This window comes from Pseudomonas sp. S1_G07, from assembly GCF_054668565.1.
This window is the reverse complement of record NZ_CP162778.1, coordinates 916,101-930,560: the sequence shown is the minus strand read 5'-3', so window position 1 is coordinate 930,560 and position 14,460 is coordinate 916,101. Positions and strand designations below refer to the sequence as shown.

The following is a 14,460-nucleotide window of genomic DNA, read 5'->3' as shown; positions in this document are numbered from 1 at the left end:
TCCAGCCGTTGAGGTGCTGGAGCCGAGCAAGTTACGTGCCGCTGGCGGGCTTGAAGAACAACGCCAGGGCCTGCTGTTGGCTGATTTCGCTGCGCAGGAAGTCAATCTGCTGCTCGGGCGTGAGCTTTGCGCTGAGGTCCGCCGCTGCGCCCAGGCCGTGCTCCTGTGGCGTTTTCAAGCGCGCACTGAGGAAACTCCTGGCGTTTGCCCACGTGCTTGAGTAATGAAAGTGGGCATACCACAGCGGCTGGCGCGTGGTGTTATCGGTGAGGGTGTACTCGTCGAGATAATCCGGTTTCGGCGATTTGATGCGACGCCGCTTGATCGATCGCTTGATGGTGATTTCATTGCGCGCCTTGAGCCATTCCACGCTTGAAGGGGTAGGAGGCTGTTCCTTGAGCATCCGTATGACGTGGAGGTTGGCCTGTTGGTACAGCGTCTGTGCGGCCTCGCTGAGCTGTCGGCTGAGGCTGGCGGCCAAGGGCTGGCTGCTGCCGGTGTCGTTGCTGCGGGTCAGGGCCTCTTCAATCGCACCGCTGGCTTGCTCCAGATGCTGGGCATGCTGGTGATACAGATGTTCGATGCCGATCGCCGTGCGTTTGGGTTGGCCCGCCAAGGCAGTGGCGCGCGCTTTGAATGCCACCAGCCCATTGAGCAACTGTTGGCCTTCGTTGAGGCTCACTGAAAGGTCGACCGTGGGAGGCGGTGTGCGGTGGTCGCTCACGCGCTGGACCCAGACACCGGGTTGTTTTTCGTGGAAGGTGGCGACGACTTTGTGGGTCAGCGGAGAGTGCACATCCACCAGCCCGGTATCCAGCCCGACCTCGGAGAGCCGGGGCTCACCAATAAGCATGCCGTTGAAGCGCGTGCGGATAAACCGCTTGCGCGGCCTGGGAGGCGTCGGTGGCGGCGTGGGCCGGGTGCGTACATGGCTTCTTTCTGCGGCGAGTGTGGCCAGGTGGCTCGCGGCCCGTTGCCGGAACTCACGCAGTTGTTCGCGTAATTGGTTCAGGGGTGACTGCTGCACGGGCTCGCCGAACTCGTCGGGAAAGTCCTGCAGGCGTTCGTCGAGTACGCTGAATTGCTCAAGGAGGCTGCCGAGTGTATCGATACGTTCATCCAGGCGCGTTTCGCTACGCTCTTGCAAGGTATCGCGCAGGCTCTGAATGGCGATGTCGGCGACGTCGACGATTTGATCCAGTGCTGACCAGGCGCTGTGGACGGTTTGGGTGGAGTGTTCCTGCAGGCACAGGTTACGTGAGAGCGTCACTCGCAGGGCCTTGAGGTCATCGACGGTGTAGGACGGCAACTGCCGAGAGGCACTCACCATCAGCTCCAGGCCTTCGCGCGACAGCTGTTTGAGCTCGGTAAAGCGTGTTTGCACATACTCCAGGCGGTTGATCATGTCCTGGCTCAGCTCACTCATTTCCCGCGCGTCACCAATATGACGCTCTGTGGGCACCTCGGCTTGGCGCTCGATCTGTTCCAGGACGGTTTCGATCTTGGGCGTAAAGCGTTTGAGCGACTCCTGGATGCCTGCCTGGCTGAGGCTCAGTTGGGCCTTGAGGTAGCCCAGGGAGCCTTGCAGAAAGTTGGAGGTGGGGGTGAACACATTCAGGGCCTTGAAGTTTTGCAAGGCGGTTTCGTAATCATTGCGCTGCGTTTCCAGCGTCTGCAGGTAGTGTTGGCGTTGCGCCTCTTGCGAGGTCGACGGAGCATCCTGCATGGCTTGCTGGGCAAGTTGCAGTTGCTCTTGCGCGGATTGTTTCTGGCTTTCGAAGGCGCTCAGGCGTGTGCGCAGCACCTGGGCTTGCGTCTCGGCTTGGGTCTTGGCTTTGGCGATGAGTTTTTTCGGCCCACCCCCCAGCAGGCGCAGGCGTGTATCGATAAACCATTCGCCGCGGCGATTTGCGATCAGCAGAGGACCGAGGCGGGTGGGCTGCTCCGGGGCCTGGACACGTACGTTGTCGTTGTCATCCACGATGACTTCGAACCACCGCGTGCCCACTGGGGCGTACCACTTTCCAGCGTGGGGGTAGAGATGCCTGTGCAGGCCGGCTTCAGCCTGAGCCCCCAAATCGACGGGCTTATCGACCTTGAAACTGTCCAGGGCCTGCGCCAATTGCCGTGCGTCACGGGTCACGGCGCCAAAGCTGTGCAGCCCCTGGCGATGGCCGGCGGGCAGTTCATGGGCCGGCAAGGTCGGCAGTTGCCTGGATACCTTGGGTGGCGCCGGCAACTCGGGCGGCTGCGTTTGGATGACTTTGCCCTGTTTCGACGGCGGCGGTTGATCGCGCCGCGCGGCATGCAGCACCAAGGCCATGCCGAGGTTGAGGAGCACGGCGGTCAGCGCCGCCCATTCGGCGGGCTTATCCTGTTGTTCCTCGGCGTCGACCACCGCTTGCCACTGGTCGATGATTTGCCAGATCCAGGCCGCGCTGTTCACGGTTCGCCCCAGGAACGGCAGCACCGCACTGAATGCCAGCCAGCCCGCTTGTTTGAGCGTCGCCCAGCGGCTCTCGGCGTTGGAGACCGATTGCTGGTCCGCCTGTTTCACCAGCGCATTGGCATTGGCCTTGAACAACTGCTCGAACAGGTCGCCTTCCAGCGTTTGTTGGCCGAGGCTCAGCGTTCCACCCATGCTCCAAAGCTTGAACGGGTCGGCGAGAAAGTCGACCACGGTCCACGGTGATAAATGCTCACCAGGAAACACGTAGTGCAAATAGTCCTCGCGCACGTCGTCCGCCAGCCAGGCCAGGACCGAGCGGCGCAGCGCTGGAGACTGCTGGATGTCATACAGCAGGTTGGCTGGCGATGGGTATTGGCTCAGTGGTGGCTCAAGCATCGGCCGGTACAGCAGGCAGGGGCCCGCCGCCGGGTCCTGCGGGCCGATGACAAACATATTGGCGACGCTATCCGCCGCACTCCCTGGGCGGTTTTCCGGGATGAACGCCAAGGGGCGCAGCACAATCACCTGGCCCTGCACCTGGCGTTGGGTCGGCTCGGATGCGAGCACGGCGACGACATAGCGGTAGCCCAGCTCATCGACACCGGCCTGCTGGCGGATCTTGTATTGCAAGGCCAGCAATGGCAGCTGGATGCGCAGATGGCTGGTAAACAAGCCTTGGCGGCGCTCGGATTCGTGCGCGTCGTCCAACAGTGTGCGTTGTACCAGCGCCGGGTAGTGTTTGCCGATATCCACCTGCTTAACCAGGTTCTCCACGTAATCGACGGTCAGCCACGCAGGGGGTGTGCCGCCGTTCTCCTGGCGAATGCTTTTGTTGCCCAGCGGCAGGCCGGCCAGGTTCTGCAGGGCCAGCTCCACCAGGCTGTAGGTATGGGTGTCGACTTGGCCGGGCATGGTAAAGCTGCCCAGCACCACAGGGCTCTGGATTTGAAAACGGATTGCGTCGAGGTTAAGTCGGCCGGCATCGGCGTGGTCCTTGAGCAGCTGGCTACGCAGGGCGTCCAGGGTGTATTGCGCGATAGGGGCAATCCCGTCCTGGAACGATTGGCCGCCGTGCAGGCTATGCAGAGCTGCCAGGTCCTTCAAATGGCGTGCGTACACGACCTGGTCGTTGGACGATGCCTTGCGCAGCCAATCCGGCAGGGTGCTGTCGAACCAGGCCGGCCCAGGTATCGGCTCCGCTGGCCTGGCCATTGCGCCCGGCGGCGTGTGCAGCGCCGAGTCCATCGGATCGACGACTTGCAGGTCCTGGGCGTCCAGTTTGTCGACCATTGCCACCTGCAGGGCTATCCATGCACAGGCTTGGTGATCGAAGAAGTCCCCGGCGGGCTCCACCAGGCGCCACTGCAGTTCATGACTCCCCCCGAGTTTTTGCAGCAGTGCCTCCAATGAGCGGCCAATCGCCTCCAGCGAGTCGAATTTTTCGTACCCGTGCAGCAGTGAATGGCTAAGGATGATTTCGCGTCCTTGCCGGCGCCCTATCAGGACTGCGATGGGGAGCAAGAACAAATGCTTGACGGCGGTGCCATCGATTTCATCCACATCGATCAAATAGGCCCGTGGCTTTTCGTTTCCGTCGACGTTGTCGGGCCTGTCGGCCACGTCGGGGGCCGCGAACAGTTGGCGCGCCAGGCTGCAATCGGTTGCATCCCAGCCTTCGAGCTGATGGACATTCCAGACTTTGCGCAAGGTATTGGACAACTCTCGCCAGCGCGGCCCGGAACGGCCGTTGGTGTCGTTCCAGAATTCGACTTGCTGCTCCTGATACGCTTTGAGCATGGCTGGTGCGAGCAGGTTTATCTGATTGCCGATCTGTTCAATTCGCACCGGCAGGTGCTTGGGTAAACCGGGCGTCTGGTCCTGGATGAGAAAGTGGTTGCCCTCCAGGTAGAGCGTGGGCGTGCCCATTATCGCCTGGCGTACGAGTACACCCGTCAGGCTTTGATAGCGTGGCGCCAGGGCGATGACCTGGTCGCCCACGATGGTCCAATCCGGCGCGCCCACCTGGGCCACGGTGGGGTCGATATTCAAGTGAGGGTAGAGGGTTTGCAACGCGTCGCGCAGCAGCACCCCGGCGACCTCTCGGAACGCCGGGCCGACGGACAGTTGGGTGAGCAGGGATTGGGTGACGGTTTGTGCGGGAGGGGACACGGAAGGGAGTGAACGCATGGAAATTCCTGTCTTGCCAGTTCATGAGGCTGTCGGATGAACAGCTACGGCATGCTAGAACTGGCAAGACAGACAGAAGGGTAACTATGTACTTTCAGTCAGCGGGGTTCAGCGCAGCTCGCCGCACAGGTCCAGTTCCACCAGGCGGCGGACTTCCTGGGTGTCGAGCCCGGCCCCGATCAGGGCATTGAGCTTGCCGAACGCCGCTTCACGGGTCATGCCGCCCCCCGACAGCACGCCGACGCCACGCAGGCGGCTGCCGGCCTCGTAGACATCCAGCTCCACGCCGCCTTCATGGCATTGCGTGATCGCGACCACTACCACACCTTGATCCTGCGCGCGCTTGAGGCTGGCAAGGAAGGCGGGGTTATCGCTCGGTCCGGTACCGCTGCCGAAGCATTCCAGCACCAGTGCCTGAATGCCGCTGTTGATCAGGCCGTCCAACTGCGCGGCGCCAATGCCTGGCACCAATGGCAGTACGCCGACAGTTGCCAGCCCTTTGCCCTGACGATAGCCCAAGGCGTGCGGGATCGAATCGGCCTTGGCCGCGCCGCCATTGCGGCGCAGCGCGGCAAACGGATGGCGACCGAAACTGCGGATTTTCGCGCAGCGGGTCGGCGCCATCAGCTCGCCGTGGAAATACAATTGCACACCTGCCTCCAGGCCGCCGCCGAGGGCGACCAGCGCGCCGCTGACGTTTTCCCAGGCATCGCTGTCGGGCACGCCGGCCGGCAACATCGAACCGGTGAACAGCACCGGTGCCGGCAGCCCCAGCAGTTGGAAGCTCATGGCGGCCGCGCTGTAGGCCAGGGTGTCGGTGCCGTGCAGGATCAGCACCGCGTCGCAGCCCGCGTCCACCGCTTCAACCACGGCGGTGCGCAGACGCTGCCAATAGGCGGGGGTCATGTTGGCGCTGTCGATCAGCGGAGCCATTTCCCGGAAACGCCAGGCGGGTACCTGCAGGTGGGCAAGCTGTTCACGCATGCGCGCTTCGAATCCGGACGCGGGGGCCAGGCCATTGGCGCTGGCCTGCATGCCGATGGTGCCGCCGGTGTAGAGCACCATGACGTTGTTAGCTGGTTGCATCGAAGAATCTCCTGAACGAAAAACGCCGCCGGGCCCAGAGCATGCCCAAGGCCGGGCGGCGTGTCATCTATCTACACTCAGCGTTGCGTTTGAGCGTTCAGTTCAGCCGATGCTTGAGCCGCTGGCTCAGACTTCACTGGGTTGGCCGGCCAGGCCTTGCGGTCCAGGTCCAGGTCCAGGAACTGGCTGGAATCGAACACCGGGGTCTTGATGCCCGCCGCGCGCTGGCTGTCGTAGTCGTTCAGGATGCGCATGGCGATCTTGAACAGGAACGCCAGGGCGAACAGGTTAACGAAGGCCAGCATGGTCATGGTGATGTCGGCAAAGGCGAACACGGTGCTCAGGTTCTCGATGGAACCCCAGAAGATCAGCACCAGCACCAGTGCGCGGTAGCCCATCAGCACTTTACGGTTGTTACCCACCAGGAAGCGCAGGTTGCTCTCGCCGAGGTAGTAGTTGTACATGATCGAGGTAAACACGAACAACGCCAGGGCCACCGAGATGAACATGCGGCCCCAGTCACCCACGACCGCGGCCAGGGAATTCTGGGTCAGCGCAATGCCGTCGCCTTCAAAGCCCGGGGTGTAGAAACCGGAGAGCAGGATCAGCAGCGCGGTGCAGGTGCAGATCACGAAGGTGTCGAGGAACACACTGAACGCCTGCACCACGCCTTGGGCGATCGGGTGTTCCACCGAGGCCACTGCCGCCACGTTGGGCGCACTGCCCAGGCCGGCTTCGTTGGCGAACACACCGCGCTTGACGCCCATGATGATCGCACTGCCCACCAGGCCACCAAAGGCTTGGTCGAGGCCGAAAGCGCTCTTGACGATGGTCGCGAGCATGGCCGGTACGTGGTCGAATTGCAGCACGATCACGTACAGGGTCACGGCGATATAGACCAGAGTCTTGACCGGCACCAGCAGGTCGGCGATCGAGGCAATGCGCTTGATCCCACCGATGAACACCAGGCCCAGCAATACCGCGAGCGCCAGGCCGGTGTAGGTGGTGTCGAGGCCAAAGGCGTTGTTCAGCGAGTGGGTCACGGCATGGGCTTGCAGGCCGTTGAAGGCAAAGCCGAACGTCACCAGCAGCAGGAACGCCATGACCATACCCAGCCAGCGCTTGTGCAAACCGTGCTGGATGTAATAGGCCGGGCCGCCACGGTAGGTGCCTTCGGCGTCGGTGCGCTTGTACAGCTGGCCGAGGGAGCACTCGATAAAGCTCGAGGACATGCCCACCAACGCGGTGACCCACATCCAGAACACCGCACCGGGGCCGCCCAGGGTCACGGCAATGCCGACACCGGCGATGTTACCGGCACCTACGCGGCCGGCCAGGCTGAGCATCAGCGCCTGGAACGAACTGAGTTGGCCGGCGCTGCTCTTGAGGCTGTCGCGAAACACCGCGAACATGTGGAAGAAGTGACGAAACTGAACGAAACGCGAGCGGATCGTGAAATAACCGCCGAGCCCGACAATGAGCACGATCAGTACTTTCCCTGAGAGGAAGTCGTTGATGACTTCTAGCATGGAGTGTTCCTCGCTGATTTTTCTAATGACAAACGCAGGACGGTTCGACGCATCGCTCAGCACCAGGCAGTGCACGACGCTTCGATGCCAATCCTTTTGCGGGTGTTGTTATTCATGCGCTTTCGCTGCGTGCTAGCCGCGTTGTCGACGGCCGCAGATGCGAAGAGGGGCGGCACTATACCTAGGCGAACGTGATCCGTCTGCCCGGGCCGATTAAAGGTTTCAGCCAAGCCGTTACAGGGGAGGTGGGTTTGTGGTGCGATATTGGATTTTTTATGGGCGTCATTTCACAACCTCGAAGCAAAAAAAGGGCCTGAAGAACGAGCCTTCAGGCCCTCAAAAGGTGAGAGGTGTCTAGTCCCTCAACCTGGTGAGCGGTGCAACAAACGCTTAGGCCTTCAGTGGGACTAGGCGTGGGGCAATCATGTTTTCGGGGCGCAGGATGTCGTCGAGCATGGCGTCGTCGAGCAAGCCTTCTTCACGCACCAGTTCCAGCACGCCGCGGCCGCTTTCAAGGGCGATACGCGCGATGCGGGTGGCGTTTTCATAGCCGATGTACGGGTTCAGTGCGGTGACCAGGCCGATGGAGTGCTCCACCAGTTCGCGGCAGCGCGCTTCGTTGGCGGTGATGCCGACGATGCAGTGCTCGCGCAGCATGTCCATGGCGCGCTGCAGCAGGCGGATCGAGTCGAAGATCTTGAAGGCGATCAGCGGCTCCATCACGTTCAGTTGCAGTTGGCCGCCTTCGGCCGCCATGGTCAGGGCCAGGTCGTTGCCGATCACTTGGAACGCGACCTGGTTGACGGCTTCCGGGATCACCGGGTTGACCTTGCCGGGCATGATCGAGCTGCCTGGCTGGCGCGCTGGCAGGTTGATCTCGTTGATGCCGGTGCGTGGGCCGCTGGACAGCAGGCGCAGGTCGTTGCAGATCTTCGACAGCTTTACCGCGGTACGCTTGAGCATGCCGGAGAACAGCACGAACGCGCCCATGTCGGAGGTGGCTTCGATCAGGTCGGCTGCCGGAACCACGGGCTGGCCGCTGATGATCGCCAGGCGTTGTACGGCCAGGGCCTGGTAACGCGGGTCGGCGTTGATGCCGGTACCGATGGCGGTGCCGCCCAGGTTGACTTCGGTCAGCAGCTCCGGCGCCAGGGTTTTCAGGCGCGCCAGGTCTTCACCCAGGGTGGTGGCGAACGCGCGGAATTCCTGGCCGAGGGTCATCGGCACGGCGTCTTGCAATTGGGTGCGGCCCATTTTCAGCACATGGCCGAACTCGACGCCTTTGGCGGCGAAGGCTTGGATCAGGCTGTCGAGGCTGGCCAGCAGCGCGTCATGGCCCAGCAGCAGACCCAGACGGATCGCGGTCGGGTAGGCGTCGTTGGTCGACTGCGCCATGTTCACGTCGTTGTTGGGGTGCAGGTACTGGTATTCGCCCTTCTGGTGACCCATGGCCTCCAGCGCGATGTTGGCGATCACTTCGTTGGCATTCATGTTGGTTGAAGTGCCGGCGCCACCTTGAATCATGTCCACCACGAACTCTTCGTGGAAATCGCCGCGGATCACACGGGCACAAGCTTCGCTGATGGCAGCGTGCTTGGCTTCGCTGAGCTGGCCCAACTCACGGTTGGCATCAGCGGCTGCTTGCTTGACCATTGCCAGACCGACCACCAATTTCGGGTAATGCGAAATCGGAACGCCCGAGAGGCGGAAGTTATTCACCGCGCGCAGGGTCTGGATGCCGTAATACGCTTGAGCAGGTACTTCGAGTACGCCAAGCAGGTCTTTTTCTGTACGGAAAGATGCAGCAGAGGACATGACGGAAATCATCTCGATAGGGACCCGGAACTGGCCGGAACGCTGCGAATGCTAGGCCTGTACGAATTTTTGGGCCAATGCTGTTAAACACTGGCCTATGCATAAACGGCATAATGCCGGTGTGACCCGGCTATCATGGCGGGCGTGTGTGCCAAAATGGTGCGTATCCGTGGGAGGCAGTGATGAACCTTGAGAGCAAATGGCTGGAAGACTTCAGCGCCCTGGCAGCCACGCGCAGCTTTTCCCAGGCGGCGGAACGGCGCTTTGTCACCCAGCCGGCGTTCAGTCGGCGCATCCGTAGCCTGGAAGCGGCCTTGGGCCTGACCCTGGTCAACCGCTCGCGTACGCCGGTTGAGCTGACGGCGGCGGGGCAGTTGTTCCTGGTGACTGCGCGCACGGTGGTCGAACAGCTCGGTGAAGTACTGCGCCATTTGCATCACCTGGAAGGCGGGCAGGGCGAAGTCATGCAAGTGGCCGCCGCCCACTCCCTGGCACTGGGCTTCTTCCCACGCTGGATCGCGCAATTGCGCAACGAAGGCCTGAACATCGCCACGCGCCTGGTCGCCACCAACGTCGGCGACGCCGTGCACGCCCTGCGTGAAGGCGGCTGTGACCTGATGCTGGCCTTCTACGACCCGGACGCGGCGATGCAGATGGACGCCGAGATCTTCCCGTCGCTGCACTTGGGCGACACCGAAATGCTCCCGGTGTGCGCTGCCGATGCCGACGGCAAGCCGTTGTTCGACCTGGAAGGCGAGGGCAGCGTGCCGTTGTTGGCCTACAGCGCGGGCGCGTTCCTGGGCCGCTCGGTGCACCTGCTGCTGCGCCAGCGTGCGCTGCGCTTTACCACGGTGTATGAAACCGCGATGGCTGACAGCCTCAAGAGCATGGCCCTGGAAGGCCTGGGCATCGCCTGGGTGCCGCAACTGAGCGTACGCGCCGAACTGGCTCGTGGTGAGTTGGTGGTGTGCGGCGGGCCGCAATGGCATGTGCCGTTGGAGATTCGTTTGTATCGCTGTGCGTTGGTGCGCAAGGCGAATGTGCGGTTGTTGTGGCGCAAGCTCGAAGGTGGCGCGGCGAATACCACGGGCTGAAAGGGTGAAAACCGCTATTGGGCCTTCACCCTTATTTGGCCGGACGGTGGCGCTAATCAATCAAATTGATTGAGGTAAGTTTTGATGTGTTCTCTGTTCCTGTCGCTGAATCGATAGGCATTGAGGCGTAGAAATGAGAGGTGGTCCACCTCTCTCATCGTGGTTTGGCTCCACCAACCATTGTAGATAATTTCCCCTGCGTCATGCTTCGCCCCCAGCATGTGACCTACTTCGTGCGCGGCTGTCTTGCGGTTGGTGATTGCCGCGATTGCAAAATCACCGCCAAGGAAGTTGGCGAAACCCGCTACCTGATAAGGAATTATGTCGTGGCGAGTGAGCAGGATAAATTTGTCGAGGGGCGAAGTGGTTAGCGATATTTTATTTAAATATTCGGTCATCGCACTCACCCACCGATGGCTGACGTCTTCAAGAGAGTTTCCGATGTAGCTGAAGTTGTGCAGTTCGGGCGCCGCCTCCTTTTTGATTTCTATAAGCTCGACGGTGCGACCCGAGAGTTGTTCAAGTTCGCTGATCATCCAGGAAAAGTAATCTCTTTTTATTGAGTCGAATGTGTGCGTTCCGACGGACCAGTTAAAGTAAAGTTCTGATAAAAGTTCCCAGGGGTCAAGCGCCAGATCGTGGTGAAGAATAACATGCAGTTTAATGGGCTGTAATGATCTTGGCTGGTTGTCTGGTGTTGTGATGGTTGGCACGGAGGGTGATTCAGAGGGGGAGTTATTCTCTGGCACCACGATAGGGACAAGACCTTTTTGCCAGGCCTCTAATGCAGGGATCGCATGGTTGTTCACAGTGCTGCCGAAAAAATCGAACGCGCCGGGATCTATCCAATAACGCGGCAAACGTCCCTGCAGTTCTGTAGGGGCTCCCGGGAAGTGCGTTTGTGACCACAGATAGGTGATGTTCTGTTTCTGTTGGTCGATCAGCAACTGGATGTGATTGCTGAAAAAATCAGGGGTCACGTCTAAAGGCGTCAGGCTGATATTGCGCTCATTCAATGCGCCTTGTTGGGTCAGGTTCCACAGGACGCTGTGCTGGGATAGAACTACGCAAGGGGGTAGAGGGTTTGGTGACACCAGCGGGTTGATCAGATGGGTCGCCAAATAGAGTTTCATTTGGGCGATAGAGTCAAATTGTTGTATCTCGCTACCGGGTATATACAGCACACAGGGGTTCATATTCCCTGGAGAGTCTTCAGCCTCATTCGAGATCAGAAACACACCGATGAGCGAAATATTGGTGTTGTGCGCTTGTTGAGTAAGCGCCACCCTATAAAAGTGAGCATCAGGTTTTATGCCGGGGTAAGCAAGGCGTAGTATTAAGGAAACACTCTCTAGGGTCAGAGAATGATTTTCTGCTCTTAGGTTGCTGGCACATTGCAACTGGACCGCCATCGACCGAGCCATATACTCTTTATTGGTCAGGTGTGAAAAATAATGTGGGGCAGCCCAAAAATTATCGATGTGATCCAAGTAGTACAGCACGCTCCGAATCTCAAATAGTATATTTTCAAGTGCGTGCTGATAAGGAGCGGACAGTCGGTACAACTTTTCGTTTGTATAGCGGAAAAAAACACATTCTCTGGTGTAGTGGGTGAGGGTGGTCGTCATGAACAGAGCTGAGTCAATAACCTTGGTTAGTTTTTTTGGAACCGGCGCAGGTGCATCATCTTCAAGCTCTTGCGGAGTCAGGTAAAAAATTTCTTCCAGCGCGGCTTCGCTCGCGAAAGGGCTGATGGCCCTGTTCAGCGCTTCGAAGGCATGCTCTACGAAGTTGAATGCGGCACTCAGTGAGTGTTTTGCGTTTTCGCTCAGACTGTTCAATATCATCGCCGGTAGAGGCGATTCCAACGTAATGATTTCCTCCGGGTATGGCAATATAGGTGTTTCATATGTCAGTTCAGTCATTTTATCTTCCTTAATTTTTACTGGGCCATGCATGGTAAGTAAGAGGATAAGGATTATTTTGTTGAGTGCATCGACGAATAACGGGCATGTGTTGTAGTGATTTTCTTAAATCAATGAATAAAAAGCATATGAGGTGTTTGGCGTTGTCATGACCGTCGACATATTGACTTTGAAGTCAGAAGGGCAGGTTTAACCCAGCAAGACAGATGGTCGCCAAGGGGGCTGTTTATCTGTTTTATTACGGTATACTGCGCGGCCTTCGGCCGGTCCAACCGGCCAAATTTCGTACAACAAGCCACGCCGGATTTCCCGCGTGGCTTGTTGTTTTTTGACGCGCCTGCGGGCGCCCAGAGAGAAGAGGCACGACGATGAGTGCATTGGTTGGCGTGATCATGGGCTCCAAGTCCGATTGGTCCACCCTTAGCCACACCGCCGATATGCTGGAAAAACTCGGCATTCCGTATGAAGTGAAGGTGGTCTCTGCCCACCGCACCCCGGACCTGCTGTTCCAGTATGCCGATGAAGCAGAATCCCGTGGCATCGAGGTGATCATCGCCGGTGCCGGCGGTGCAGCGCACCTGCCGGGCATGTGTGCGGCCAAAACCCACCTGCCGGTGCTCGGTGTGCCGGTGCAGTCGTCGATGCTCTCGGGCGTGGATTCGCTGTTGTCCATCGTGCAGATGCCAGCCGGTATTCCGGTGGCCACCCTGGCGATTGGCAAGGCCGGCGCGATCAACGCAGCGCTGCTGTCCGCCAGCATCCTGGGCGCCAAGCACCCGCAGTTCCACGCGGCGCTGAAAAAATTCCGCGCCGAGCAGACAGACAGCGTGCTGGACAATCCAGACCCACGTATCGCCTGAGGTTGTTGACGATGAAAATCGGTGTAATCGGTGGCGGCCAACTGGGCCGCATGCTGGCGCTGGCGGGAACCCCGCTGGGGATGAACTTCGCTTTCCTGGACCCGGCGCCGGACGCTTGTGCGGCCGCCCTGGGTGAACACCTGCGGGCTGACTACAGCGACCCGGACCACCTGCGCCAGCTGGCTGACGAAGTCGACCTGGTGACCTTCGAGTTCGAAAGCGTCCCGGCTGAGACCGTGGCGTTCCTGTCGCAGTTCGTGCCGGTGTACCCGAGCGCCGAAGCCCTGCGCATCGCTCGCGACCGCTGGTTCGAGAAGAGCATGTTCAAGGACCTGGGCATCCCGACGCCGGCCTTCGCCGATATCCAGTCCCAGGCAGACCTCGACGCCGCCGTCGCCAGCATCGGCCTGCCGGCTGTACTGAAAACCCGCACGCTGGGTTACGACGGCAAGGGCCAGAAAGTCCTGCGCACCGCGGCTGATGTGGTGGGCACCTTTGCCGAACTGGGCAGCGTTGCCTGCCTGCTGGAAGGCTTTGTGCCGTTTACCGGTGAAGTCTCGCTGATTGCCGTGCGTGCCCGTGATGGCGAAACCCGCTTCTACCCGTTGGTACACAACACCCACGACAGCGGCATCCTCAAGCTGTCCGTGGCCAGCACCGATCATCCGCTGCAGGCGCTGGCCGAAGACTATTCCAGCCGCGTGCTCAAGCAGCTGGATTACGTTGGCGTGATGGCGTTCGAGTTCTTTGAAGTCGACGGTGGCCTCAAGGCCAACGAAATCGCCCCGCGCGTGCATAACTCCGGGCACTGGACCACCGAAGGTGCCGAGTGCAGCCAGTTCGAAAACCACCTGCGCGCTATCGCGGGCTTGCCGCTGGGCTCCACGGCCAAGGTGGGCGAGAGCGCCATGCTCAACTTTATCGGTGAGGTGCCGCCGGTGGAGCGCGTGATTGCGATCGATGATTGCCACCTGCACCACTACGGCAAAGCCTTCAAGGCCGGGCGCAAGGTCGGCCACGCCAACCTGCGCTGCCAGGACCGTGCGACGCTGCAAGCGCAGATCCTCAAGGTCGAAGCGTTGATCGCCGAGAGATAAGCCTCGCAATGGCGGGAACCATTTGGTAGTCGCCATCCTCTGATTGCAGGATGCCAAAGCCTGTCCAGGCTTTGGCATAGTTCACCTACATTCAGAGGGAAATGCCATGGGTATCATCGGAACCATCTTTATCGGCTTGATCGTCGGCCTGCTCGCGCGTTTCCTCAAGCCTGGCGACGACAGCATGGGCTGGATCATGACCATCCTGCTGGGTATCGCCGGTTCCCTGGCCGCGACCTACGGGGGTCAGGCACTGGGGATCTACCAGGCGGGTCAAGGTGCGGGCTTCCTTGGCGCATTGGTCGGTGCCATTGTGCTGCTGGTGCTCTACGGCCTGATCAAAAAGAACTGATCAGCCGACAAAGTCCTCTGCGCTGCGCAGGCGCAGCGGGCTAGAATGCTCGGCACTTGTACTTGC

Annotated in this window: 9 protein-coding genes; 4 read left to right on the top strand and 5 right to left on the bottom strand. The window is 60.1% G+C overall.

All coding sequences use genetic code 11. The features are described from left to right. Positions 1–31 precede the first annotated feature (31 nt). The 4 genes from AB4O05_RS04365 to aspA form a co-directional block, all read right to left on the bottom strand. A complete protein-coding gene (locus tag AB4O05_RS04365; RefSeq protein ID WP_460132752.1) occupies positions 32–4,636 on the bottom strand; it encodes a hypothetical protein in 4,605 nt (1,534 codons plus the stop codon). Positions 4,637–4,744: 108 nt separating this feature from the next. Continuing rightward, positions 4,745–5,722 (bottom strand): asparaginase, encoded by a 978-nt coding sequence (locus AB4O05_RS04360; RefSeq protein ID WP_460132753.1) that lies wholly within the window; start codon positions 5,720–5,722, stop codon positions 4,745–4,747. 77 nt (positions 5,723–5,799) lie between these two features. Next, entirely contained in the window at positions 5,800–7,251 is a 1,452-nt protein-coding gene (locus AB4O05_RS04355; protein ID WP_460132754.1) for an alanine/glycine:cation symporter family protein, read from the bottom strand. Positions 7,252–7,641: 390 nt separating this feature from the next. Beyond that, complete coding sequence (gene aspA / locus AB4O05_RS04350; protein ID WP_460132756.1) at positions 7,642–9,066, bottom strand: aspartate ammonia-lyase; 1,425 nt, start codon at positions 9,064–9,066, stop codon at positions 7,642–7,644. 182 nt (positions 9,067–9,248) lie between these two features. Here aspA and AB4O05_RS04345 point away from each other — a divergent pair, with 182 nt between their 5' ends. Further along, positions 9,249–10,160, top strand: a complete 912-nt coding sequence (locus AB4O05_RS04345; RefSeq protein WP_460132758.1) for a LysR substrate-binding domain-containing protein — start codon at positions 9,249–9,251, stop codon at positions 10,158–10,160. Between the two features lie 56 nt (positions 10,161–10,216). Here AB4O05_RS04345 and AB4O05_RS04340 read toward each other — a convergent pair whose 3' ends face one another. Then, entirely contained in the window at positions 10,217–12,085 is a 1,869-nt protein-coding gene (locus AB4O05_RS04340; protein WP_460132759.1) for a zinc metalloprotease, read from the bottom strand. A 368-nt stretch (positions 12,086–12,453) separates the two neighbouring features. On the opposite strand from AB4O05_RS04340, the gene purE reads away from it, so the two are divergent. From purE to AB4O05_RS04325, 3 genes are all read left to right on the top strand, one after another. Further along, on the top strand, positions 12,454–12,945 hold the full coding sequence (gene purE, locus AB4O05_RS04335) for a 5-(carboxyamino)imidazole ribonucleotide mutase (protein WP_003213411.1): 492 nt from the start codon (positions 12,454–12,456) through the stop codon (positions 12,943–12,945). An 11-nt stretch (positions 12,946–12,956) separates the two neighbouring features. Continuing rightward, on the top strand, positions 12,957–14,042 hold the full coding sequence (locus tag AB4O05_RS04330; protein ID WP_460132761.1) for a 5-(carboxyamino)imidazole ribonucleotide synthase: 1,086 nt from the start codon (positions 12,957–12,959) through the stop codon (positions 14,040–14,042). A gap of 106 nt (positions 14,043–14,148) precedes the next feature. Continuing rightward, the gene (locus AB4O05_RS04325) at positions 14,149–14,394 is read left to right on the top strand and encodes a GlsB/YeaQ/YmgE family stress response membrane protein (protein WP_460132763.1); all 246 of its coding nucleotides are present in this window, start codon (positions 14,149–14,151) and stop codon (positions 14,392–14,394) included. Positions 14,395–14,460 lie beyond the last annotated feature (66 nt).

Bases quoted from the DNA above. Each gene is read 5' to 3' on its own strand.
- AB4O05_RS04365 (WP_460132752.1), bottom strand. From the start codon at position 4,636: ATGCGTTCACTCCCTTCCGTGTCCCCTCCCGCACAAACCGTCACCCAA.
- AB4O05_RS04360 (WP_460132753.1), bottom strand. From the start codon at position 5,722: ATGCAACCAGCTAACAACGTCATGGTGCTCTACACCGGCGGCACCATC.
- AB4O05_RS04355 (WP_460132754.1), bottom strand. From the start codon at position 7,251: ATGCTAGAAGTCATCAACGACTTCCTCTCAGGGAAAGTACTGATCGTG.
- aspA (WP_460132756.1), bottom strand. From the start codon at position 9,066: ATGTCCTCTGCTGCATCTTTCCGTACAGAAAAAGACCTGCTTGGCGTA.
- AB4O05_RS04345 (WP_460132758.1), top strand. From the start codon at position 9,249: ATGAACCTTGAGAGCAAATGGCTGGAAGACTTCAGCGCCCTGGCAGCC.
- AB4O05_RS04340 (WP_460132759.1), bottom strand. From the start codon at position 12,085: ATGACTGAACTGACATATGAAACACCTATATTGCCATACCCGGAGGAA.
- purE (WP_003213411.1), top strand. From the start codon at position 12,454: ATGAGTGCATTGGTTGGCGTGATCATGGGCTCCAAGTCCGATTGGTCC.
- AB4O05_RS04330 (WP_460132761.1), top strand. From the start codon at position 12,957: ATGAAAATCGGTGTAATCGGTGGCGGCCAACTGGGCCGCATGCTGGCG.
- AB4O05_RS04325 (WP_460132763.1), top strand. From the start codon at position 14,149: ATGGGTATCATCGGAACCATCTTTATCGGCTTGATCGTCGGCCTGCTC.